The organism is Stackebrandtia soli, from assembly GCF_965137155.1.
Classification (GTDB): domain Bacteria; phylum Actinomycetota; class Actinomycetes; order Mycobacteriales; family Micromonosporaceae; genus Stackebrandtia; species Stackebrandtia soli.
Window position 1 is genome coordinate 1 of the sequence record NZ_CBCRZX010000046.1, and the last position, 18,829, is coordinate 18,829.

General features: G+C 68.1%; 30 protein-coding genes. 26 read left to right on the forward strand and 4 right to left on the reverse strand.

All coding sequences use genetic code 11. The features are described from left to right. The 6 genes from ACM9NP_RS19930 to ACM9NP_RS19955 form a co-directional block, all read left to right on the forward strand. Nucleotides 1–418: hypothetical protein (locus ACM9NP_RS19930; RefSeq protein ID WP_415648271.1), on the forward strand; the 418-nt coding region annotated here is incomplete at its 5' end. After that, nucleotides 415–1,086: an ATP-binding protein gene (locus ACM9NP_RS19935; protein ID WP_415648272.1), complete on the forward strand. Its 672-nt coding sequence runs from the start codon at nucleotides 415–417 to the stop codon at nucleotides 1,084–1,086. The genes ACM9NP_RS19930 and ACM9NP_RS19935, both read left to right, overlap by 4 nt. Continuing rightward, nucleotides 1,083–1,388, forward strand: coding sequence for a hypothetical protein (locus ACM9NP_RS19940; protein ID WP_415648273.1), 306 nt, complete (start codon nucleotides 1,083–1,085; stop codon nucleotides 1,386–1,388). The genes ACM9NP_RS19935 and ACM9NP_RS19940 overlap by 4 nt, the downstream gene beginning before the upstream one ends. Then, complete coding sequence (locus ACM9NP_RS19945; RefSeq protein ID WP_415648274.1) at nucleotides 1,385–1,618, forward strand: hypothetical protein; 234 nt, start codon at nucleotides 1,385–1,387, stop codon at nucleotides 1,616–1,618. The genes ACM9NP_RS19940 and ACM9NP_RS19945 overlap by 4 nt, the downstream gene beginning before the upstream one ends. Beyond that, nucleotides 1,615–1,833, forward strand: a complete 219-nt coding sequence (locus ACM9NP_RS19950; protein ID WP_415648275.1) for a hypothetical protein — start codon at nucleotides 1,615–1,617, stop codon at nucleotides 1,831–1,833. The genes ACM9NP_RS19945 and ACM9NP_RS19950 overlap by 4 nt, the downstream gene beginning before the upstream one ends. Then, nucleotides 1,826–2,116 carry a hypothetical protein gene (locus tag ACM9NP_RS19955; protein WP_415648276.1) on the forward strand — a complete coding sequence of 97 codons (291 nt, stop codon included), beginning with the start codon at nucleotides 1,826–1,828 and terminating at the stop codon, nucleotides 2,114–2,116. Before ACM9NP_RS19950 ends, ACM9NP_RS19955 begins: the two co-directional genes overlap by 8 nt. Nucleotides 2,117–2,344: 228 nt before the next feature. Here the strand turns inward: ACM9NP_RS19955 and ACM9NP_RS19960 are convergent, their stop codons facing one another. Continuing rightward, nucleotides 2,345–2,857: an endonuclease domain-containing protein gene (locus ACM9NP_RS19960; protein ID WP_415648277.1), complete on the reverse strand. Its 513-nt coding sequence runs from the start codon at nucleotides 2,855–2,857 to the stop codon at nucleotides 2,345–2,347. Continuing rightward, nucleotides 2,854–3,069 carry a helix-turn-helix domain-containing protein gene (locus tag ACM9NP_RS19965; RefSeq protein ID WP_415648278.1) on the reverse strand — a complete coding sequence of 72 codons (216 nt, stop codon included), beginning with the start codon at nucleotides 3,067–3,069 and terminating at the stop codon, nucleotides 2,854–2,856. Before ACM9NP_RS19965 ends, ACM9NP_RS19960 begins: the two co-directional genes overlap by 4 nt. Before the next feature lie 150 nt (nucleotides 3,070–3,219). On the opposite strand from ACM9NP_RS19965, the gene ACM9NP_RS19970 reads away from it, so the two are divergent. The 6 genes from ACM9NP_RS19970 (at nucleotide 3,220) to ACM9NP_RS19995 (ending at nucleotide 6,875) form a co-directional block, all read left to right on the forward strand. After that, nucleotides 3,220–3,408 carry a hypothetical protein gene (locus tag ACM9NP_RS19970; RefSeq protein ID WP_415648279.1) on the forward strand — a complete coding sequence of 63 codons (189 nt, stop codon included), beginning with the start codon at nucleotides 3,220–3,222 and terminating at the stop codon, nucleotides 3,406–3,408. Nucleotides 3,409–3,463: 55 nt separating this feature from the next. Then, nucleotides 3,464–3,937, forward strand: a complete 474-nt coding sequence (locus tag ACM9NP_RS19975; RefSeq protein ID WP_415648280.1) for a hypothetical protein — start codon at nucleotides 3,464–3,466, stop codon at nucleotides 3,935–3,937. 60 nt (nucleotides 3,938–3,997) lie between these two features. After that, nucleotides 3,998–4,942, forward strand: coding sequence for a hypothetical protein (locus ACM9NP_RS19980; RefSeq protein ID WP_415648281.1), 945 nt, complete (start codon nucleotides 3,998–4,000; stop codon nucleotides 4,940–4,942). 86 nt (nucleotides 4,943–5,028) lie between these two features. Then, entirely contained in the window at nucleotides 5,029–5,451 is a 423-nt protein-coding gene (locus ACM9NP_RS19985) for a hypothetical protein (RefSeq protein ID WP_415648282.1), read from the forward strand. A gap of 99 nt (nucleotides 5,452–5,550) precedes the next feature. Next, nucleotides 5,551–6,024 carry a DUF732 domain-containing protein gene (locus ACM9NP_RS19990; RefSeq protein ID WP_415648283.1) on the forward strand — a complete coding sequence of 158 codons (474 nt, stop codon included), beginning with the start codon at nucleotides 5,551–5,553 and terminating at the stop codon, nucleotides 6,022–6,024. Nucleotides 6,025–6,098: 74 nt separating this feature from the next. Next, nucleotides 6,099–6,875, forward strand: a complete 777-nt coding sequence (locus ACM9NP_RS19995; RefSeq protein WP_415648284.1) for a hypothetical protein — start codon at nucleotides 6,099–6,101, stop codon at nucleotides 6,873–6,875. Between the two features lie 165 nt (nucleotides 6,876–7,040). Here ACM9NP_RS19995 and ACM9NP_RS20000 read toward each other — a convergent pair whose 3' ends face one another. Further along, on the reverse strand, nucleotides 7,041–7,304 hold the full coding sequence (locus ACM9NP_RS20000; RefSeq protein ID WP_415648285.1) for a hypothetical protein: 264 nt from the start codon (nucleotides 7,302–7,304) through the stop codon (nucleotides 7,041–7,043). A 26-nt stretch (nucleotides 7,305–7,330) separates the two neighbouring features. On the opposite strand from ACM9NP_RS20000, the gene ACM9NP_RS20005 reads away from it, so the two are divergent. From ACM9NP_RS20005 to ACM9NP_RS20025, 5 genes are read left to right on the forward strand one after another with little or no spacing between them, the layout of a single operon-like run. After that, nucleotides 7,331–7,858: a hypothetical protein gene (locus ACM9NP_RS20005; RefSeq protein ID WP_415648286.1), complete on the forward strand. Its 528-nt coding sequence runs from the start codon at nucleotides 7,331–7,333 to the stop codon at nucleotides 7,856–7,858. After that, on the forward strand, nucleotides 7,821–9,083 hold the full coding sequence (locus ACM9NP_RS20010) for a PBSX family phage terminase large subunit (protein ID WP_415648287.1): 1,263 nt from the start codon (nucleotides 7,821–7,823) through the stop codon (nucleotides 9,081–9,083). The genes ACM9NP_RS20005 and ACM9NP_RS20010 overlap by 38 nt, the downstream gene beginning before the upstream one ends. 11 nt (nucleotides 9,084–9,094) lie before the next feature. Beyond that, the gene (locus ACM9NP_RS20015; RefSeq protein WP_415648288.1) at nucleotides 9,095–10,597 is read left to right on the forward strand and encodes a phage portal protein; all 1,503 of its coding nucleotides are present in this window, start codon (nucleotides 9,095–9,097) and stop codon (nucleotides 10,595–10,597) included. 10 nt (nucleotides 10,598–10,607) lie between these two features. Next, the gene (locus ACM9NP_RS20020) at nucleotides 10,608–12,818 is read left to right on the forward strand and encodes a phage minor capsid protein (RefSeq protein WP_415648289.1); all 2,211 of its coding nucleotides are present in this window, start codon (nucleotides 10,608–10,610) and stop codon (nucleotides 12,816–12,818) included. Beyond that, nucleotides 12,815–13,135 carry a hypothetical protein gene (locus tag ACM9NP_RS20025; protein WP_415648290.1) on the forward strand — a complete coding sequence of 107 codons (321 nt, stop codon included), beginning with the start codon at nucleotides 12,815–12,817 and terminating at the stop codon, nucleotides 13,133–13,135. Before ACM9NP_RS20020 ends, ACM9NP_RS20025 begins: the two co-directional genes overlap by 4 nt. Here ACM9NP_RS20025 and ACM9NP_RS20030 read toward each other — a convergent pair. Next, a complete protein-coding gene (locus ACM9NP_RS20030; protein WP_415648291.1) occupies nucleotides 13,132–13,566 on the reverse strand; it encodes a hypothetical protein in 435 nt (144 codons plus the stop codon). The genes ACM9NP_RS20025 and ACM9NP_RS20030 overlap by 4 nt on opposite strands. Before the next feature lie 152 nt (nucleotides 13,567–13,718). Between ACM9NP_RS20030 and ACM9NP_RS20035 the strand changes: the two genes are divergently transcribed. Genes ACM9NP_RS20035 through ACM9NP_RS20075 form a run of 9 tightly spaced genes read left to right on the forward strand, consistent with a single transcriptional unit; the run spans nucleotide 13,719 to nucleotide 18,644 of the window. Further along, a complete protein-coding gene (locus ACM9NP_RS20035; protein WP_415648292.1) occupies nucleotides 13,719–14,297 on the forward strand; it encodes a hypothetical protein in 579 nt (192 codons plus the stop codon). Between the two features lie 9 nt (nucleotides 14,298–14,306). Then, nucleotides 14,307–15,506: an SU10 major capsid protein gene (locus ACM9NP_RS20040; protein WP_415648293.1), complete on the forward strand. Its 1,200-nt coding sequence runs from the start codon at nucleotides 14,307–14,309 to the stop codon at nucleotides 15,504–15,506. 2 nt (nucleotides 15,507–15,508) lie between these two features. Then, entirely contained in the window at nucleotides 15,509–15,811 is a 303-nt protein-coding gene (locus tag ACM9NP_RS20045) for a hypothetical protein (RefSeq protein WP_415648294.1), read from the forward strand. A gap of 2 nt (nucleotides 15,812–15,813) precedes the next feature. Continuing rightward, nucleotides 15,814–16,215 (forward strand): hypothetical protein, encoded by a 402-nt coding sequence (locus tag ACM9NP_RS20050; protein ID WP_415648295.1) that lies wholly within the window; start codon nucleotides 15,814–15,816, stop codon nucleotides 16,213–16,215. Nucleotides 16,216–16,217: 2 nt separating this feature from the next. Then, nucleotides 16,218–16,544, forward strand: a complete 327-nt coding sequence (locus tag ACM9NP_RS20055; protein WP_415648296.1) for a hypothetical protein — start codon at nucleotides 16,218–16,220, stop codon at nucleotides 16,542–16,544. A 22-nt stretch (nucleotides 16,545–16,566) separates the two neighbouring features. Then, nucleotides 16,567–16,914, forward strand: coding sequence for a minor capsid protein (locus tag ACM9NP_RS20060; protein ID WP_415648297.1), 348 nt, complete (start codon nucleotides 16,567–16,569; stop codon nucleotides 16,912–16,914). 58 nt (nucleotides 16,915–16,972) lie between these two features. Then, nucleotides 16,973–17,404, forward strand: coding sequence for a minor capsid protein (locus ACM9NP_RS20065; protein WP_415648298.1), 432 nt, complete (start codon nucleotides 16,973–16,975; stop codon nucleotides 17,402–17,404). Nucleotides 17,405–17,416: 12 nt separating this feature from the next. Next, a complete protein-coding gene (locus ACM9NP_RS20070; protein ID WP_415648299.1) occupies nucleotides 17,417–18,139 on the forward strand; it encodes a phage tail tube protein in 723 nt (240 codons plus the stop codon). Between the two features lies 1 nt (nucleotide 18,140). Beyond that, nucleotides 18,141–18,644 (forward strand): DUF7426 family protein, encoded by a 504-nt coding sequence (locus ACM9NP_RS20075; protein ID WP_415648300.1) that lies wholly within the window; start codon nucleotides 18,141–18,143, stop codon nucleotides 18,642–18,644. Nucleotides 18,645–18,829: the final 185 nt, after the last annotated feature.

Sequence of the window (18,829 nt, forward strand, 5' to 3'; positions counted from 1 at the left end):
CCCCTTTACCCCCCAAGCCCACCATGTTGCGAACCGTTCCGGTTCGCTGCACGACGAGGCGCCGAGGGAAGCGGAGCAAGGGGAGCAACGGCCGTTGTTCGACGCTCCCGAGGAGCCCGCGAAACCGGAGAAGCCGGAGACCGCCGGGCAGCGGATCAATCGCCTCGCCCGCGTCTACACAGACCGGGTGAAGCTCTCGAACTTCATGGCGGTGCAAGCCATCGTGCGCACCGCCGTAGCCGCCGACTACAGCGACGAGCAGATCACCGCTGGGCTGATGCGGCTCACCGACGAACCCGAGCGGCCAGTCACCGCCAACACCTTGCGGTTCGCCATCGGACAGTCCACCCGCAAGCCCGCCTACGCCGGGCCGATCAACAACACCCAATCCATCGACTACGGAGGAGGCATCAAGTGACCACCCCACCGACCCCAGCCCGCATGTGCGACGACCACCCCGGACAGACCTGGATCTACTGCGGCCCCTGCCGCGCCGACGCGCTGGTGTCCGGCAACCCCGAAGCGGTCATCGCGTGGCACGCCCGCCGCCAAGTCGACGAACTCGCCGAGCGCGTCCCCGCGCGCTTCGCCCACGCCACCGCCACCGTGCCCGGTGTGCGGGCATGGCTCGACCGGTGGCACCGCGACCCCGCCGACTGCCCAAGCCTCCTCCTTGTTGGACCCGTGGGCGTCGGCAAGACCTGGCAGGCGTTCGGCGCCGTCCGAGAGGCCGTGACCGGACCGAACTCGACGTCATGGATGGCCGTCGGCGCCGCCGACCTGTACGCCAGCGTGCGGCCCCGCGACGGCCGCGACTCCGAATCCCTCATGGAGCAATACCGAGACGTCGGCCTGCTCCTCCTCGACGACCTCGGCACCGCCAACCGATCCGAATGGGTCGAAGAGATCACGTACCGCGTCATCGGCGCTCGCTACGACGCGATGCGGCCGTGCATCTTCACGAGCAACATCGCGCCCACGCAGGTATCCGAGGCACTCGGCGAGCGCATCGGGTCGCGCCTCGCCGAGACCTGCATGACCGTCGTCATGGATGGCGCCGACCGCCGACGGGAGGTCCGGGCGTGAGCTTCTACGACGAGCCGTCGCGATTCGACGACGACCCCGACCGCAACGTTCGCATCCGCGGTGGCGTGGCCGCGTGCCGCGCGATCCTCGCCGACCGCGCTTCCCGCCGCGTCCCCGAGCGCCAGGAGCCGCTGACCCCGCAGGAGGAGACGCTCCGCCGGTGCCGCGAGATCGCCCGCGCCGACCGCGCGAACCGTGAGCGCCGTCGACGCGACGCCGACCGCCCCCGACCCCTCTACGACCCGCTCGTGGAGGCAGCACGCCTCATCCGATCCCGACGCACCACAGGAGACACACCATGACGCCCGAACAGATCGCGCGTGCTGACTACGAATCGGGCGGCGACCCCGAGAGCATCGTCCGCGCCGTCCGGCCGATCATCGCCGCCGAGGCCCTGCGCGCCGCCGCCGAGCACATAGAGGCGCTGCCGCCTGGCGGCGAGGCGCTGAGCGGTCCGTACTGGTACCGCTCCGGCCTCACCGACGCCGCCGCCATCCTGCGGGACCGCGCCGACGAGATGAGCCACCGATGAGTGACCGCATCCACCGCGCCCGGAAGCCGCGGCGCTGCCACGACGGCAGCCACCCGCACATGATCGCGGTTGGCGACCTGTACCGGTCGACCACGATCTACCCCGGTGACGACCTGCTCGGCGCCGACACCCCGTACCGGCTGCGCCAGTGCACCGACTGCGCGACCCGGCACGGCCGCGACCTCGCCGCCATCCGTGGAGGTGAGCATGTCTGATGTGACCCTGCGGGATCTGATCCGCGCCGCCCGGTCCGTCGGCGCCCCACTTCGCCGCACGGGCCGCAGCGCGGGCGGCGTCGAGTACTGGCAGTGCTGGGACTCTGAACGGGCTCAGCGCGGCGCGCTCGTTCGGCACTGGCCGTCGTCGGGCACGTGGCGGGTCGAGATGTTCCACCGCACTCACAGCGTCGACCGCGCGATCCGGGTGGACATGCAGAACCCCACTGTCGCCGAGGTCGTCGCCGCGGCGCGGATGTGCGGGTGGGAGGTGCCGTCATGACCCAGGTGGCGGAGTACCTGCGAAAGGTCCGCGCGGAGCGTCGCGCCGAACGCGTCGACGTCGGAGGGCGGCTCGTGCATCCGCGGGCGCCCCACGGGTCGGCGTCGGGCTACCAGCACTGGTCGTGCCGGTGTGGCCCGTGCTCGGCAGCGAACCGGTCATCGACTGCGGCGACCCGCGCCACCGCGAACGACCGCGTTGCGGGGAGGGCCGAGCCGTGACGCCGGCCTACTCCTCGCCCGCCTCGGCTGTGCGCACGATCCGGCGGACCTGCTCGCGGTTGAGGCCGGTCGCGGCCACGATGTCTCGTTGTCGCATTCCCTCGCGGGTGGCCTGGACGATCGCGACATTGCGAGCCGCACGATCAACAGGTCGAGCGGAGAGAAGGCGAAGTTGTTCTTTCCACGCTGTCCATGGGTCCGGGCGAAACACAGCACGATCATGGCTGGATTCTGTTCGCCAAACGTTGCCCAAATACCGTTCCGCTTCGGGGCGAAACACCGTTCCATTGGCCAACAAGGTGTTGCACCTCGAACAGAGCAAGCCGCGAACGGCCCAGTTACCAAGTCGAGCGTCGTGGTCGATGTGGAGCTTTCCGTGCTTGGTCGCATGGCTTGGTACGGAGCAGATTTCGCATCGATCGTTAGCCCGCTGAATCAGCTGCTCAAACTCGTCACAGCTCATTGAATAGAACTCATGGCGGCACGTCTCGTGTGTGTGGGACACGGCTTGTGCGGTCACGACACATCCTCCCTCGCTTCTTTCTTTGCGACCCATTCGATGTGGGAACGGACGAATACCCACTCGCCGTCCTCGTCAACGCGGGCGCACTGAAGCTGGCCCGCGCGGGCGCGTTTCAGCACCGTGTTCTTGTGTTTGCCGAGGATGCGGGCAGCCTCTCGGAGGCTGACGAGCGGCGGAATGCGCGGGTCGGGCTTGGGCACGGTGGTCACACCCAGGAGGGTAGCCGCTCGCCGAAGGATTCTACTCACCACGTATATCCTACTTTCGGATCTATCTGGGTTTACCTTGTAATTCTAGTGTGCGATCATACACCACACAAGGTACGGTGGGGACATCACTTCAGTCGCCCAGGAGGACAAATGACCACCCAGGACATCGCCGCCCAGCTCGCCACCGCAGGAATCACCGCCACCGCCACCCCCGGCGGCGTCGACCTCGCCGACGGCACCCGCATCACCCCCCTGGGTGGCACCTGGGGACTCGTCCTCGGCCACGTCGTCCTCGGTCAGGGCACCGTCGCCGAGATCGTCGACGCTCTCACCGCCTAATCGATCGCCCGGCCGGGGCCACAAGCCCCGGCCACCACCGATCGGAGGAGACCCCATGAACGACCAGACCATGACGAAATGTCCCCACTGTGGAGGGGCGGCCGACGTCGTTGACCTCACCCCATGGGGACGCGACCACCTCACCACCTGCACGACCTGCCACCAGGTCGTGGTCCGGCTCCTCGCCATCTCGAACGAAATCCACGACGACGACGAGAGCACTGGGGACATGCCGCGCGCCTGGGCGGACGTCGACCCGGCCCTAGCCCAGGAGGCGTGGGACCTCGCGGGAAACGCCCCCGACACCGCCGACGGCGACTATCTCGACCTGTACGACGCTGGCGGAGACAAACTCCCGGCCCTACTCCGACGAATGCAAGAAGTCGGCATCGCGTGGCCCGCCGGCATCGTCATCGACCCGGACTGCGACCCCACCACTGCGCACGCCGACCCCGTGTCGACCTGCCCCGGACGCGACGTCGAGGTGACCATCACGTTCGGTCGACCTGAGTCCGCGAGCCAGCACTAACCACCCCGCTCGCCCGGCCCCGCACGGAGGGGCCGGGCACCCCACAAAGGAGACACCGCAATGCACTTCCACGTACTCGTCGCACTCCCCGCCCTCGACAACATGATGGATCGCCTCGGTGAGGCGCTCGCGCCGTTCGACGAGACCACCGAGGTCGCGCCGTACCGCAACTACGAGACCGGCGACCCCTCCGGCCACTGGTTCGTCACCGCAGCGCGCCGCGACCGCGACCACCTCCGCGACGGCACCGGCTTGAAGACGTACGTGCCTGGATACCTGGGATGGTCCAGTCACGACAGCGGCAAAACCCACAAAGAGCAGCGCGAGGGCTTCGCCGCGAGCGCGGCCTGGGCCGAGCGCCTCGGTGAGGCACCGACCTGGGCCGATGTCGTCCGCCTCCACACGGAGCGGTACCCCGACGAGGTGCAGATGCACTACGACCCCGACACCGACCGGGCCTACGCCGTGTCGACATACAACCCCCGGTCCAAATGGGACTACTGGGGTCTCCGCGCGCAGCAGGTACATTTCGGCCTCCGCGACGGCACCGGCCGTGTCGACGCCGGACTACTCGCCGACCTCGACATCGACGGCATGCGCCACACCGTCGTCGCCGCCGCCGAGGACCGATACCAGCACTGGCTCAGCCTCCGCGCCACCTGCGCGCCCCTGACACCGTGGGACGAGTACGCGAGCCGGGTCGTCTCCGGCGAGATGGCGTGGCTGGACGCCCGCCGCGAGTACACCGACCAGCTCATTTTCCGCGCGCAGCGCGACGCGTACCCCGATCACTCCCCGGTCGAGGAAGTCGACGTCGACGAGGTCGGCTACGTCGAGCGGTACCGCGCCGCCGCCGTCACCACCTCCTCGACGCTCACCCTCGACGGGGCGTGGATGGACAGCGCCGACTACCCCGACCGATACGCGTACGACGTCGACGCGAACGCCTATATCGACAGCCTCCCGCCCACAGCAGCGCTCGCCCTCGTCACCTACCACATATGACCAGCATGCCGGGGGACTACGGCCAGCCGATAGACGGCGTGGTCCCCCTCCCGTCCTGGTTCGACACCCGCACAGGAGTAACCACAATGATGGACCTCAGCCAAGACCAGCGCCTCGCGCTCCTGATGCTCCTCACCGACGAACACGTCGCCGACTACGTGATCGCGCTCGTATTCGACGACGACGACGAGACCGCGAACTACGTCCTCCTGGACCTCCAGGCGCTCGGACTGGCCGAACCCGTCCCCGACGACGTGGAGGCGTGGCGCCTCACCGACAACGGGTGGACCGCTGTCATCGCCGTTGCCACGGACGGAGCCGACCGCGCCGTGTACGACAGGCCCGTCATCCAAGCCATGCACCTCATGGTGTCCGCGCTCGCCTCCGCCCACGGCGACGAACTACGGCCCGCCCTCACCCGCATGTACGCCGAGCGCCTCGCCGTCCAAGATGCCGAGATCGAAGCGATCATCGCCGCGCAGATCATCCGCCCCGACGATTCGAACTGACGGACCACCCGATCAGGCGATGTCGACCGGCATCGCCTGGCACACAATCGATTCAGAGCCCCTGGCCCGGCACGCCAGACCACAGTAGAAAGTGCTGACATGTCCGAGCCCACCGTGCCCACGCCCGAGCCCACCGAGACGCCCGCCCCGGCGTCCGAGGCCACCGACCCGCCCACCACCGGACGCACCATCGGCATCGTCGCCGCGATCATCCTCACCGGCATCCTCTGCCTCGCAGGAATCGCCGCCAGCAGCGACGACCCGCCCACCTACCCGCCCACCACCCAGAACGCCCAGACCAGCGCCCTCGACCTCGACGCCGCATACGTCGCGACCGTCCGGTCCCTCTCCGGCAGCGAGTTCAACGCGGTCACCGACGCCGCGCTGATCACCCTCGGCCACACCATCTGCGACGCCCTCGACCGGGGAGTGTCCGTCGGCGACATCATGGCCCAGGGCGTCACGAGCGACGTCAGCGCCGCCGCGATCGGCGCCGCCACGGGATCAGCCGTCGCCGCGTACTGCCCCGAGTACCAGGGCCTCGTCGATGACTACGTCTCCGACCACACCTGACAGACCACGCGACAGGGCAGTGTGGAGCACCTGGGAAAATATCCCCAGGTGCTCTGCTGCGTATGGAGGTCGTCATGTCCGCATGTGTCCAGTGTGATCAACCAGCCGTTGACGCGGCCCTCGTCTGCCACCCCTGCTCGACCCGACTCGCCGACGCGCTCGCGTGGATCGCCGACAACGCAAGCGATCTGGACACCGTGGTAGCCCGCCAAGCCCACTACGGCGACGGCACCGGCGGCCGACCCTCGGCAGAAGAACCACTTCCGTACAGCCCATCCGCTTCCGAGGTCGGCGACGTCATCCGCAACACCTTGACGACGTGGGCGCGCGACATCCTGGAGGAGCGCGGCATCGACCCGCCGACCGACACCGTTCCCGAGATCGCGCGATTCCTTGCCGCACAGGTCCCGTGGCTCCGGCACCGCGAGTACGCCGCCGAGGTGTTCGACGAACTTCACGACGCCGCCCGGCAGCTTCGTCGAGCGCTCGACGCCCCGCCCGAACTCGTCTACGTCGGACCATGCGGCGCGCTCGCCGACGAGGGGCAATGCGAGCGCGACCTACGGGCCGTACGCGGCGCTCCCTGGGTGAAGTGCCCCGACTGCGGCACCAGCTACGCCACCGACGAGCGCCGCGCCTGGCTCGTGTCACTCGTCCTCGATCAGCTCGAACCCGCGCACGTCCTGGCGCACGTTCTCACCGCTTGGGGAGCACCGGTCAACGCTGCGACCGTCCGGCAATGGGCGACCCGGCGCCGCATCATCGCGAAGGGGCGTACGCCCGACGGCAGGCCCACATACCGCATCGGCGACGCCCTCAACCTCGCATCCCGCGTCACGGTGGCGGCATGACGTCAAGTTCCGACCCCGCCTTGACCTCATCGAACACGTGTGTCACATTGGTGTAAGTAGTCGGTAGAGGTCTGTCCTCCGCCGACTTTTTCCATTCGCAGTGGACGATGCAGGATCTTGGTCCGTGTAACCGAACGACAAGGGCCGCCGCCGCTCTCGGCGGCCCTACCCGAATAGGACAGCCGCAAGAGCAATCAGCGCAGCCACCACAGCTACCCAGAACGAAGCCGTCGTGTACCTCGCGGCTCTACGGCTTGCCCGTTGCGCTTCTGCAATGAACCGCATCTCTTCCCGATGCCGCAACTCGTCCCGGTAGAACGAGAGTCCAGTCGCAGTGGTCTCGGCTTTCCAGTCGTATAGGCGAACAAGCTCGTCATCCGGAAGCGCCCGAACTTCCGCCCAGGTCTTCGGGACTTTCGGGTTCTCCATGGTTCGACCATAGTGGGAGGTGCTCCTTGCCTCCCCGCATTCCCAGCGATAAGCGCGACGCGATCCTCGCGGACATCCGAGACGGGAAGCTCGCCTGCCGCGCCATCGCCACCAAGCACGGCGTCAGCCCCAGCACCGTCTCCAAACTCAAAGACGAGAACGGACCGGCCGACGCGTTCGAACGTTCGCAGACGCTTCACGCGACGGCGGCTCGACAGGCCGACGTCCGAGACCTCCGATCCCGGCTCGCGCTCCGTACGCTCCAGCGGGCTCACGCGATCCTCGACCGCCTCGACGCCGACACCTTCGTCACGAAGACCGCGACCGTCACCGGTGAGGTGATCACGATCCGAACCGACGACCCGGCGCCCCGCGATGAACGTGACCTGGCCGCCGCCGTCTCCAGTTACACGACGGCTGCCGAGCGCGTCACCGACGTCGAAGACGCCTCAAGCGCCGCCCGGTCGCTCCTGTCCGGTCTCGGCGACGCCCTGAAGGTCGCCGCATGGAACCTCGATGAACCTGACGAGCGCGACGCAACTCCTCAGTCGTAAGCAGATCCGCTCGATAGCGGAGTCCACGGATGCGCGAATTTCCGTGTGGAGTGGCGCCGTCCGAAGTGGTAAGACCATCGCGTCGCTGATCGCGTTCCTCATCGGAATCGCGGACGCACCGCCGCAAGGGCTCATCCTCGTGGTTGGGCGGACGCTCCAGACGATCGAGCGCAACGTGATCGAACCTCTCCAGGACTCGGCCCTGTTCGGGATCGTGGCCGGCCAGATCCACCACACCCGAGGTGCAACAACCGCGGTCATCCTCGGCCGGACCGTTCACCTCGTCGGCGCATCTGATGCTCGTGCTGAGGGCCGCATCCGTGGCCTGACCGCGTATCTGGCGTACGTCGATGAGGCAACACTCGTCCCGGAGAGCTTCTTTAACCAGCTCCTCGCGCGGCTCAGCGTCCCCGGCGCTCGCCTACTGGCGACGACGAACCCCGACGGCCCCGCGCACTGGCTGCGGAAGTCGTTCATCCTCCGCCGCGGTGAACTCGACCTGGCGACGTGGCACTTCACATTGGACGACAACCCCGCCCTCGACCCGTCTTACGTGAAGGCGTTGAAGGCGGAGTACGTCGGCTTGTGGTACCGGCGTTTCATCCTCGGAGACTGGTGCCTCGCCGAAGGCGCCGTCTACGACATGTGGGACGAGACCACCCACGTCGTCGCCGAGCTACCGCCGATCGCGTCATGGCTCGCTGTCGGCCTGGACTACGGCACCACCAACCCCACGTCTGCGGTCCTCCTCGGACTCGGCGCCGACCGTCGCCTGTACGCCGCCGCCGAGTGGCGATACGACTCGAAACGCCAACTGAAGCAGCTCACCGACGCGCAGCAGTCCGCCGCGATCCGCGAATGGCTCGCGGGGATCACCGTCGCAGGGCAGACCGGGATCGCGCCCGAGTACGTCGTCGTCGACCCGTCCGCCGCGTCCATGCGAGCGCAGCTCTACCACGACGGGCTGATCGTCACCCCCGGCTCGAACGAAGTGTTGGACGGCATCCGCACCGTCTCGACCGTGCTCGGCGCCGACCGGCTCCGCATCCACCGCTCCTGCAAGGGCCTCCTCGATGAACTCCCCGGCTACTCGTGGGACGACCAGGCGGCCGAGCGCGGCGAAGACAAGCCGATCAAGGCCGACGACCACAGCTTGGACGCGCTCCGGTACGCGATCCACACCACTCGCGCGATCTGGCAACCCCACGTCGCGCTCGCCGCATAGGAGGTGCGCCCGTGCCTCTGCCGACATCCGGCGCCGAATGGCCACCGAGACAGCTCAACCCGGTCAACGCGAAGATCAACGAATGGTCCGCTTGGTACTCCGGCGATCCCGAGCAGATCAGCCAGGTCTACAGCGGACGCGCTCCGACGGGACTGCGCGGGATCATCCACCGTGTCGCCACGTACGTGCGGCGCTGGTTCTGGGGCGAGGTCGTCGGGACTGGGAAACCGGCCCGGAACCGCGTTCACTATCCCCTCGCTGGGGACATCGCGAGCGCCTCCGCCGCGCTCCTCTTCAGTGAGCCGCCCACGTTCGTCGCCGACATCGACCTGGATGACCTCCTCGACGACTCCTTCCGTGCCGCGCTCCAGGAGGGCGCCGAGATCTGCGCCGCACTCGGTGGCGTGTACCTGCGCGCCGTGTGGGGCACCGACACCCCGACCCGGTTGACCGTCATCCACCCCGACGCCGCCGTCCCTGTCTGGCGCGACGGAGAGCTGCACGAGGTCACGGTGTGGCGCGCGATCTGGTCCGACGGCACCAGGATCGTCCGCCACCTGGAGCACCACAGCGACGGCCTGATTGAGCACGGCGTGTATGACGGCACGGTCACCGACATCGGTACCCGCGTTGCTCTCTCGGACTATCCCGAGACCGCGGGTCTCCCCGAGACCGTCGACACCGGGCTTGACGTCCTGGCGGTCGCGTACGTCCCGAACGTGAGGCCGAACAGGATCTGGCGCTCCCTCCCCGAGGCGAGCGCGCTCGGAGTCTCCGACTACTCCGGCCTGGAGGGAATGCTCGACCAGCTCGACGCCGCGTGGTCGTCGTGGATGCGAGACGTCGACCTCGGCCGCGCCCGGCTCATCGTCCCGCGCCAGTACCTCCAGGGGCACGGCCCCGGCGAAGGCGCGTCGTTCGATGTGGACCAGGAGATCTACGAGCCGGTCAGCGTCCTTGGTGGAGACCAGGGTCTCGACATCCAGTTGATTCAGCCGACGATCCGCGGCGAGGAACACGCGAGGGTCGTCGATGCGCTGAAGCGTGACATCACCTCATCGGCTGGCTACAGTGGCCGGTCGTTCGGGCTCGACTCCGACACGGGCGGCCCTGCGACGGCGACCGAGGTGAACTCGCTCGACCGCAAAGACATGATCACCAGGTCGCGGAAGGTCAGGTACTGGGCGCCCGCATTGGACAGCATCGTGCGCGTCCTGGCCGAAGTCGACGGCACACCCATCACGGATCTGACGATCGAGTGGCCTGACGGCGTGGCTGTCGACCCGGAGTCGCAGGCCCGGACTCTCCGCGAACTGCACACCGCCCGCGCCATCTCGACCGAAGAGAAGGTGCGCGAACTCCACCCCGACTGGGACGACGAGCAGATCACCGCTGAGGTGCAACGCATCCGCGACGAAGACGGCGCCTCCACCGCAGACCCCGAGATGTTCGGGCGAGCGCTCGCCGCCGACGAACTCCCCGAGACCGACGAGCAGCCGCCCGCCGACGCGTAGGGGGTGACTCGTGGCCGTCGACCCCGACCACCTCGACCAGATCACCGCGAGCGTCGTCGCCCTCTACCGTGAGGCCGAGGCGGCACTGGTCCGGCTGATCGCGAAACACCTCGCGACCTGGCCCGACAGCGACCCCCCAGGGTGGGCAGTCCAGAAGCTGGCCGCCACACGGGATCTGCGTAGGGCCGCCGAGGCCATCGCCGCGCGGCTCGCCGCCGACTCCTCGACCGCGCTCCGCGAAGCCGTAGCCGCCGCCTACCAGGCCGGAACCACAGCGGCCACAACGACACTGGGAGCGCTCCTGCCCGACGACATCGCGAGCGCCGCGAAAGCAGCGGCGAACGTGGTCACCGGGTGGGGCGGGATCGAAGCGCTCGCTGGCGCCGTCACCGCCGACGTCGGCCAGAAGAGCCAGAACATCCTCAGGGACGTCGAAGACGCCTACCGTGCCGTCATCGCTGCGGCGACAACCCGCACCCTTACCGGCGCCGAAACACGAAGAGCCGCTTCACAAGCGGCCTGGCAAGGCCTCGTGGACAGAGGAATCACCGGGTTCACCGACCGTTCCGGCAAGAAATGGCAGCTCTCCAGCTATGTGGAGATGGCGGTTCGCACCGTCACCCAGAGAGCAGCTGTGCAGGGCGAAGCGGACCGGCTCAGCGCGTCCGGCATCACCCTCGTGTACGTCTCGAACTCGCCGCAGGAATGCGCCCTGTGCCGCCCGTTCGAGGGCAAGGTCCTCGCGCTCGCGGGTCCGTCCGGGCACGTCGACATCGAGCACGTCCTCACGGGCAAAACCATCACGGTCAACGTGACCGCCACCCTCACTGAAGCCCGCGCGAAGGGCTTGTTCCACCCGAACTGCCGCCACTCGATCAGCGCCTACCTGCCGGGCGTCACCGTCCTACCTGGTCCGCCGTTGGCCGACCCTGACGGCGACGAAGCACGCCAACGCCAACGCGCCATCGAACGCCAGATCAGGAAGTGGAAGACCCGCGCCGCCGCCGCCATCGACGACGAGGAGCGCCTGGAGGCTCGCCGGAAGGTCCGCGGCTGGCAGGGCGCAATGCGCGAACACCTCGACGAACATCCGTCACTGAAACGCCTCCCCTACAGGGAGAGCATCGGCGCGGGGAACATTCCGCCCGCTGGCAGCAACGACTCTGCTGGCGCGATCTGGCCCCCACCTCCGCCTCCACCGCCGAGCGCTCCCCCCACGCCACCGCCACCGCCAGTACCTCCACCTCCGCCGCCTCCCGCTCCTGGGGAGGCTGGCCTATCGAGCCTCCTCGACGTCGACGACGACACAACCATCCAGGGCCTGACGGACGCGCTCGCCACCGCCACCGGGGACGACGCAGACGAGATCGCCGCCGCGCTCGACCGGTTCACCGCGCTCGCCGACACCGGCGCCAGCGATCCGAAGTTCCCGACGTTCCTGAAGAAGCTCCGCACCGCTGGCGACCCGGTGAAGTACGTCCGACGCCGCCTCGGACAGATCAAATCGGACGAACAGCGCGCGGCAACACTTCGGGCACTGTGGGCCGAACTGGAACGGCGCGCAACCGCAGGCCCACCCGGCATGCAGTCCGGCCGACGCGACACGCACAATGACGATGCCGTTACGTGGGCGATGGCGGAACTACCGATGCCGACTCTCACCGACGACGAACGCCGCGCCGTCGTCGCGTACACCGGCTCCAGCTATAGCATGATCAACAACGCGTTGCGGGACTGGCAGAAACCACCAGACCAGGCGAAATACGAGGCGCTCCTTCGCGACCTTGATTCCGCGTTCGCGAAAGCGTCGCTCCCGGAATCGATCATCGTCCATCGCGGAGTAGGCGCGTCCGTCGCGAAAAGCCTCGGCGCCGACACCTACGACACAGCCAGCATGAAAGCACTCATCGGGAAGACGTTCACCGAGAAAGGCTTCACGAGCGCTTCAGTCGGTGCGAGGGCGGCGTTCTCAGGGCAGATCTACTGGATGTTCCGTGTGCCGCAAGGATTCTCGGCAATGAACGTCATGCCCATCTCGAAGTTCGGCACAGATGAACGTGAGGTCGTCATTGGCCGCAACGCCCGCTTCATCGTCCACGACGTCTACCAGAGGCACACATCCTGGTACATCGAAGCCGAGTTCCTCGCGGACGACTCCTGGACACCTGCGCCAGACTGGACACCAGACCCGTACCGCGACGCATGGAAGGGCTACACGTGACCGACGAGAACCGTTGGGGCGACATGGCGCCCGTACCATCCGGGAGCGCTCCCGGCTACGACCGCACCACGACGAAACCCGTGCGCCGCATCGCCTTGTACAAGCGCGGCATCCTCATGGGCCACGTCTGGTCCGACGGGGAGAACGCCGCAGGATTCGACGCGGCCGAGCCGACCGAGGAGAACGCCCGCGAGACCGGCCGCGCCATCTCGTACGTGTGGCGGGTCCACGCGCTCGCGCATCAGCGCGGCGAACCCGCCAGTGTTGTTCTCGAAGCCCGGTTCTACGAGCCGTTGTACGAAGTCCGGCCCGCTTAACCGATTTGGCCTGTTACCCCCTTGGCGAGCGCTTGAACGAGAATGTCGCGCGCCGTCGTTCCGAACCAGGCAGCCGTTCGTTTCAGCCGGGAAGCCTTCTCCTCATCCTCTTCTGCATCGGCCATGTCCTTCATTGTCTGGATGAGCCGGTCGGCCAGGACGTCCGCTGTAGGCCAAGCCCCGGCAAGTCGCCGCGCATGTCCTGTCGCGCCGAAGACTGTAGGTGCTCCGCCCCCAAAGCCCCACGCGACCTCAAGAAACAGGTCTTGCTCTTCGCTGGCGAGCGCACGTAGCGCCCGTTCCACGGTCTTGGTGTCAAAGCCGGTGTCTTGCTCGATCTCATTCGGGCGGACCGCGCTCTGCCCCTGATCAGTCCGACGCACGATGGCGTCAAGAACGGGCAAGTCTCGTGTGCTCCATGTGTCTTCCATGGACCAATTAGTACCGCTTCGGGTGCGCCTCGACGTCGGACATTCAGTCCGCTCAGCGTGTCCACTCAGACTTCCGCCGCATGGCGGTTCGCACAACCCATTCCACCCGCTGACGCCGCATGGCCGAGGCACGATCCCGCACGGGAGCGCACATGTCCGACACCACTGTCAACACCGAGGAATCGACGCCCCCGACCCCGCAACCGCCCCCGGCCCCACCGGTTACCGACGCCCCCGCAGCGGAGGAGACCGATTGGAAAGCCGAGGCCCGCAAGTGGGAGAAGCTGGCCAAGCAGAACAACAAGGCCGCCTCCGAACTGGAGAAGGTCCAGAAGGCCGCAATGTCCGAGCAAGAGAAGGCCGTCGCCGAGGCCGAGACGCGGGGCCGCACGGCCGCCGCGACCGAGTACAGCGTCCGTCTGGCCGCAGCCGAGTTCCGCGCCGCGTGCGCCGCGAAAGGCGTCGACTCCGACGCGCTCGCCGACCTCGTGGACGCCTCGCGATTCCTCGGCGACGACGGGAACGTTGACGACACCGCCATTACGGCCGCCGTCGACAAGCTCGCCAAGCTCGCCCCCTCGCGAGGGCCGGGCCGCAGTGGTGGGGACTTCGGCGGAGCGCCAACGCCTCCGCCCGCCAGCCTCGACGAACAGATCGCCGAGGCCCAGAAGAACCGCGACGTCAAGCGGGTCATCAGCCTCAAGCGGCAACGCGCCGCTTCCTCAACATAGGAGTAAGCCATGGCCGGTATCACCGGAATGGGCACGACCTTTTCCTTGCCCAACTACGCTGGCGAGCTGTTCGCCATCACCCCGTCCTCGACGCCTCTGTTGTCCGCGATCGGTGGCCTCACCGGTGGCGGCCAGACCACCGGCGTCGAGTTCGAGTGGCAGACCTCGGACCTGCGCGACCCCGCGCAGCGCACCAAGGTCGAAGGCGCCGCCGCCCCCACCGCTGAGGCGCGTGTCCGCGCGAACGTCCGCAACGTCGTCCAGATCCACCAGGAAAAGGTGGAGGTCTCGTACACGAAGCAGGCTGCTTTCGGGCAGCTTCAGACACCCGGCGCGGCGCCGTTCCGCAGCGTGGACGGGTCGAACCCGGTCACCAACGAGTTGGACTGGCAGATCGCCGAAGCCCTGAAGAGCGTGGCGCTCGACGTGAACTTCTCGTTCATCAACGGCACCCACGCCAACCCGACCACGAACGGCACCGCGCGCCGCACCCGCGGCCTCCTCCAAGCGATCACGACGAACCGGATCGCCGCTGGCACCTCGGTCACCGGTGCGACGTCGGCGACGACCGTCATCACCTCGGCCGGTCACGGCCTCGCCAACGGCGACCGGATCGTGTTCACCGATACCTCCACCGCCACCGGGATTGTCGCGGGCCGCGTCTACTACGTCGTGTCCGCCGCGACCGACACGTTCGGCGTCGCGTCGAGCGCGGGCGGCGCCGCCATCACCCTCGGCACAGCTACGGGCCTGGCGTTCACGGAGCCGTCGGCGACCGCGTTGACCACCGACCAGGTGGGCGACCTCATGCAGATGGTGTACGACAACGGCGGCATCACCGAACAGGAGACCGCGACCCTGTTGGTCAACAGCACGCAGAAGCGAGCCTTGACGCACGCGTACGCCGACGCGTACGGCAAGTTCCAGGAGACGTCGCGGACGATCGGCGGCGTCAGTGTGGACACGATCCTCACCGACTTCGGCACCCTCAACGTGATGTTGGACCGACACGTCCCCCAGGACGTCATCATCGTGTCCTCGCTGGAGCAGCTGATGCCCGTGTTCATGAACATTCCCGGCAAGGGCGTGTTCTTTGAAGAGGAACTGGCGAAGACCGGCGCGTCGGATGCGGTGCAGTTGTATGGCGAGATCGGTCTGAAGTACGGCAACGAGCGCGCCCACGGCGTCCTCACCGGGCTGGCGGTGTAGCCGTGGCAACGTACGAGCGCTATGCCGGGCGGCACGTCGCCGAGCGCGTCCGTGTCGCCCCCGGCTCTGATGAGGACAAGGCGCTCGCCGCTGACCCCGCGTGGGTCTGCGTCGACGCCCCCCAACCGACGACGGCGGACCCGATGGATCGGCCCCCCCTCTCGGCGAACAAGCCGGAGTGGGTGGCCTACCTTGTCGCGGTGCGCGGCGACGACCAGGCGGAGGCCGAGGCCATGTCGAAGGCGGAGCTGATCGCGGCCGCCGCTGAGGCGGAGAACGCGACCGCGGAACCCGAAGAGGACTGACCGTGCTCGTCTACGCGACCCCCGACCAGTACGCCGAGTGGCTCGGCCTCGACGCCCCGCCTCCCGGTGCCGCACAGGCACTCCGGGCAGCGTCGACCGAGGTCGGGTCGCTCCTCCTGACGGCGCGGTACGCGACCGACGAGGACGGCTACCCATCCGACCCCGAGCAGCGGCAGGCGAGCGCGGACGCGACGTGCGCGCTCGCCGCCGCCGCCCGGACCGACGGGGACACGACCGGTGATGGTGCGGGTCCGTGGTCGTCGGTGGCGATCGGGTCGGCTCAGCTGACCAGGCGCTCGCCGGGAACACCAGGCTCGTCGACGTCGACGACGCCGGGTCTCGCTCGCGCGTACGCGATCCTGCAACTGGCCGGGCTCGTCCCTGGCGTGCCGGGGGTGTGCTGACAGTGGACATGCTGGCTGTGCTCGCGGGCGTCATGCCGGACCTTCCAACCGTGCAGATCGGGGAGCGCGTAGAGACGCCATACGGCCCCGCCTACGGGCCGCCCACCTCGGTCACGGCGTACGTCGAAGCGCGGCGCCGCCGGGTCCTGGACCTCGACGGCGTGGAGGCCCTGTCGGAGACGACGGTGTACGCGCCGACCGGGACCGAGTGCGGGCAAGGCGCGCGCCTCACCCTCCCCGGAGGGCAGGCGACGACGGTGATCGCGGTTCGCGTCCACCACGGCGCGGGCGCACCGACACCGGATCACGTTGAGATCGTCTGCCAATAGCCCGTAGATAAGAGGTATCGGTATGGCTGTCCGCATGGAATGGAACGGCAAGCAGGTGTCGGCGATCATCGAGGAGGCAACCGCGGACGGGCTCCGGCTCGCTGCGGAACATCTCCTCGGAGCATCCCGGCGACTCGTCCCGCTCGAAGAGGGCACCCTCGAACGATCCGGCCGGGTGTCGGTTGACGAGGGCGCGCTCCAGGCGGCCGTCTCGTACGACACCGTTTACGCCGTCCGCCAGCACGAGGAGCTGACTTACCAGCATGACGCCGGGCGCTCGGCGAAATATCTCGAACGTCCCATGAACTCCGAGGGGCCGACGATGGCGGCGCTCATCGCTGCGGCCGTCCGCAAGACCACCGCAACCTGACCACTCGTCCACTTCGCCCGGCCGTTGTGCCGGGCTTTCGCATGTCTGGGGGTGGGTTGTGGTTACGTCTGCGCTCGTAGAGGGCGTCGCCGAGTACCTCGCCGATGCTGGCGTCGCCGAATGGAACCCGACCGGGGGCTACCCGCCCGACGCGGCAGGCATCTTCATCGCCGCCGTTCCAGCCTCGCCGGATCGCGCGGTCACGATCACGCCCTACCCGGTGTCGATCGGTTACGGCACAACCGATGTCACGGTCGGCCTCCAGGTCCGAACGCGTGGCACCCGCGACCCCCGAACGCTCATGAGCCTGCGAGATGCCGTGTTCACCGCGCTCGACGGGCTCTCACACCGCGTCCTCAGCGGCATCCACGTGGCGCAGATCTATTGGCAGTCCGGAGCCGTCCTCGGCCTCGACGCCAACGAGCGCGGCGAGCACACGGACAACTACTACGTACAGACGGCCTGGCCGTCCCCCCACCGTCCCGAATAGGAGACACGCACCATGGCTATCGCGATCACCGGGGTCACCCCGGACACCGCCCCCACCACCGGGGGCACCTACCACTACGTGACCGGCACCGACCTCGACACCGTGACCGGCGTCCTCATCGGCGGCACCGCATCCCCCGCATGGGAAGCGTTGTCGCCGACGCTCATCAAGGCGCTCGCCCCGGCCGGTACCGCGGGCGCCGCGAACGTCGTCCTCAACCCCGGTTCCGTCACTGCCACGGGCGCCATCACCTTCGAGGCGGCGAGCGCGACCGAGCAGCTCGTGGCAGGCCTCGCGCGAGACTGGGCGCTCGACGTCGACTCCGGTACGCCCGAGACGCCGACGTGGCTGAAGGTCCGCGGCATGGGCGAGCTGAAGCCGACCATCGAATCCAACATGGAGGACGACTCGGACTACGACAGCGATGGGTGGGCCAGCGAGGTCAAGACCCAGCTGAAGTGGGCGCTTGAGACGAAGCTGCTGCGAAAGCGGGGCATCTCATCGGGCGCCAACGACCCCGGACAGGAGGTCATCCGCGCGGCGAGCGACCAGTTCGGAGCGCCCGGCACCGTCCACGTCCGCTGGTACAACAAACTCGGCGGGCCGGAGGCCTATACCGGGTTCGCGGCCGTGTCGTGGGAGCCCGAGGGCGGTTCGACGACGGACCTGGAATCCGTGACGGTCAATTTGTCGGGCAACGGTCGCCGCACGCTCATAGTGAACCCGGCGGCCTGACGTGGCATTTCAAGAGCGCGTCAGCGAGCGCGAACACATCGACCTGCCCGTCAACGGGCAGACGTACCGCGTCTATGAACCGGATGCCGCGCTCGGCGCGACCGTCGTACGGCTCATGGAGATCGGAGCGAGGGCCGCGAAGGCTGTTAAGGCCGGGAAACCGGTGGCGGTCGACGACGCGGTTCTCAGCGACGTCGAAGAGCGCGACCTCGCCGAACGCCTGATTGGAGACGCGTGGGACGACCTGATGTCCGATGGTGTCCTGTGGAGCGACGTACAGCGGGTGCTCCGCACGGTCATGGCGTGGATCGCGGGCGGCCTCGACGCTGCCGAGCAGGTGTGGGCGGCCGGTGACGACCAGGGGGAAGCGGAGCCGACCCCCGACAAGCCGGGCTCCCGCCGGGCGTCCGGGGTGTCGGCGAATACGACGAGGAAAGCGGGCTCTGGGACTCGTACGAAGGTCTCGAAACCGTCAGCGGCGGGCCGACGTGGGCAGACCTCCTGACCACACACTGGCTCGTCGTCCAATGCGACCTCCACAGTGAATACGGAATAGACACCGGCTCCTCGATCCTCGGCGAGCGCCCGTGGTCGTGGCTCCGCCGCCGAATCGCCGGGCTCCTTGCCGCCGACACCCGGATCCACAGGGTCCTCAACCCGCCCGAGGCGCCGAAGACGCCGAAACTCCCG

Excerpts from the sequence above, each read along its gene's own strand:
- ACM9NP_RS19980 (WP_415648281.1), top strand. The coding sequence starts at position 3,998 with ATGCACTTCCACGTACTCGTCGCACTCCCCGCCCTCGACAACATGATG.
- ACM9NP_RS19990 (WP_415648283.1), top strand. The coding sequence starts at position 5,551 with ATGTCCGAGCCCACCGTGCCCACGCCCGAGCCCACCGAGACGCCCGCC.
- ACM9NP_RS19985 (WP_415648282.1), top strand. The coding sequence starts at position 5,029 with ATGATGGACCTCAGCCAAGACCAGCGCCTCGCGCTCCTGATGCTCCTC.
- ACM9NP_RS19950 (WP_415648275.1), top strand. The coding sequence starts at position 1,615 with ATGAGTGACCGCATCCACCGCGCCCGGAAGCCGCGGCGCTGCCACGAC.
- ACM9NP_RS20000 (WP_415648285.1), bottom strand. The coding sequence starts at position 7,304 with ATGGAGAACCCGAAAGTCCCGAAGACCTGGGCGGAAGTTCGGGCGCTT.
- ACM9NP_RS20060 (WP_415648297.1), top strand. The coding sequence starts at position 16,567 with ATGGCTGTCCGCATGGAATGGAACGGCAAGCAGGTGTCGGCGATCATC.
- ACM9NP_RS20040 (WP_415648293.1), top strand. The coding sequence starts at position 14,307 with ATGGCCGGTATCACCGGAATGGGCACGACCTTTTCCTTGCCCAACTAC.
- ACM9NP_RS20070 (WP_415648299.1), top strand. The coding sequence starts at position 17,417 with ATGGCTATCGCGATCACCGGGGTCACCCCGGACACCGCCCCCACCACC.
- ACM9NP_RS19970 (WP_415648279.1), top strand. The coding sequence starts at position 3,220 with ATGACCACCCAGGACATCGCCGCCCAGCTCGCCACCGCAGGAATCACC.
- ACM9NP_RS19945 (WP_415648274.1), top strand. The coding sequence starts at position 1,385 with ATGACGCCCGAACAGATCGCGCGTGCTGACTACGAATCGGGCGGCGAC.
- ACM9NP_RS20010 (WP_415648287.1), top strand. The coding sequence starts at position 7,821 with ATGAACCTGACGAGCGCGACGCAACTCCTCAGTCGTAAGCAGATCCGC.
- ACM9NP_RS19955 (WP_415648276.1), top strand. The coding sequence starts at position 1,826 with ATGTCTGATGTGACCCTGCGGGATCTGATCCGCGCCGCCCGGTCCGTC.
- ACM9NP_RS20030 (WP_415648291.1), bottom strand. The coding sequence starts at position 13,566 with ATGGAAGACACATGGAGCACACGAGACTTGCCCGTTCTTGACGCCATC.
- ACM9NP_RS19975 (WP_415648280.1), top strand. The coding sequence starts at position 3,464 with ATGAACGACCAGACCATGACGAAATGTCCCCACTGTGGAGGGGCGGCC.
- ACM9NP_RS19995 (WP_415648284.1), top strand. The coding sequence starts at position 6,099 with ATGTCCGCATGTGTCCAGTGTGATCAACCAGCCGTTGACGCGGCCCTC.
- ACM9NP_RS20035 (WP_415648292.1), top strand. The coding sequence starts at position 13,719 with ATGTCCGACACCACTGTCAACACCGAGGAATCGACGCCCCCGACCCCG.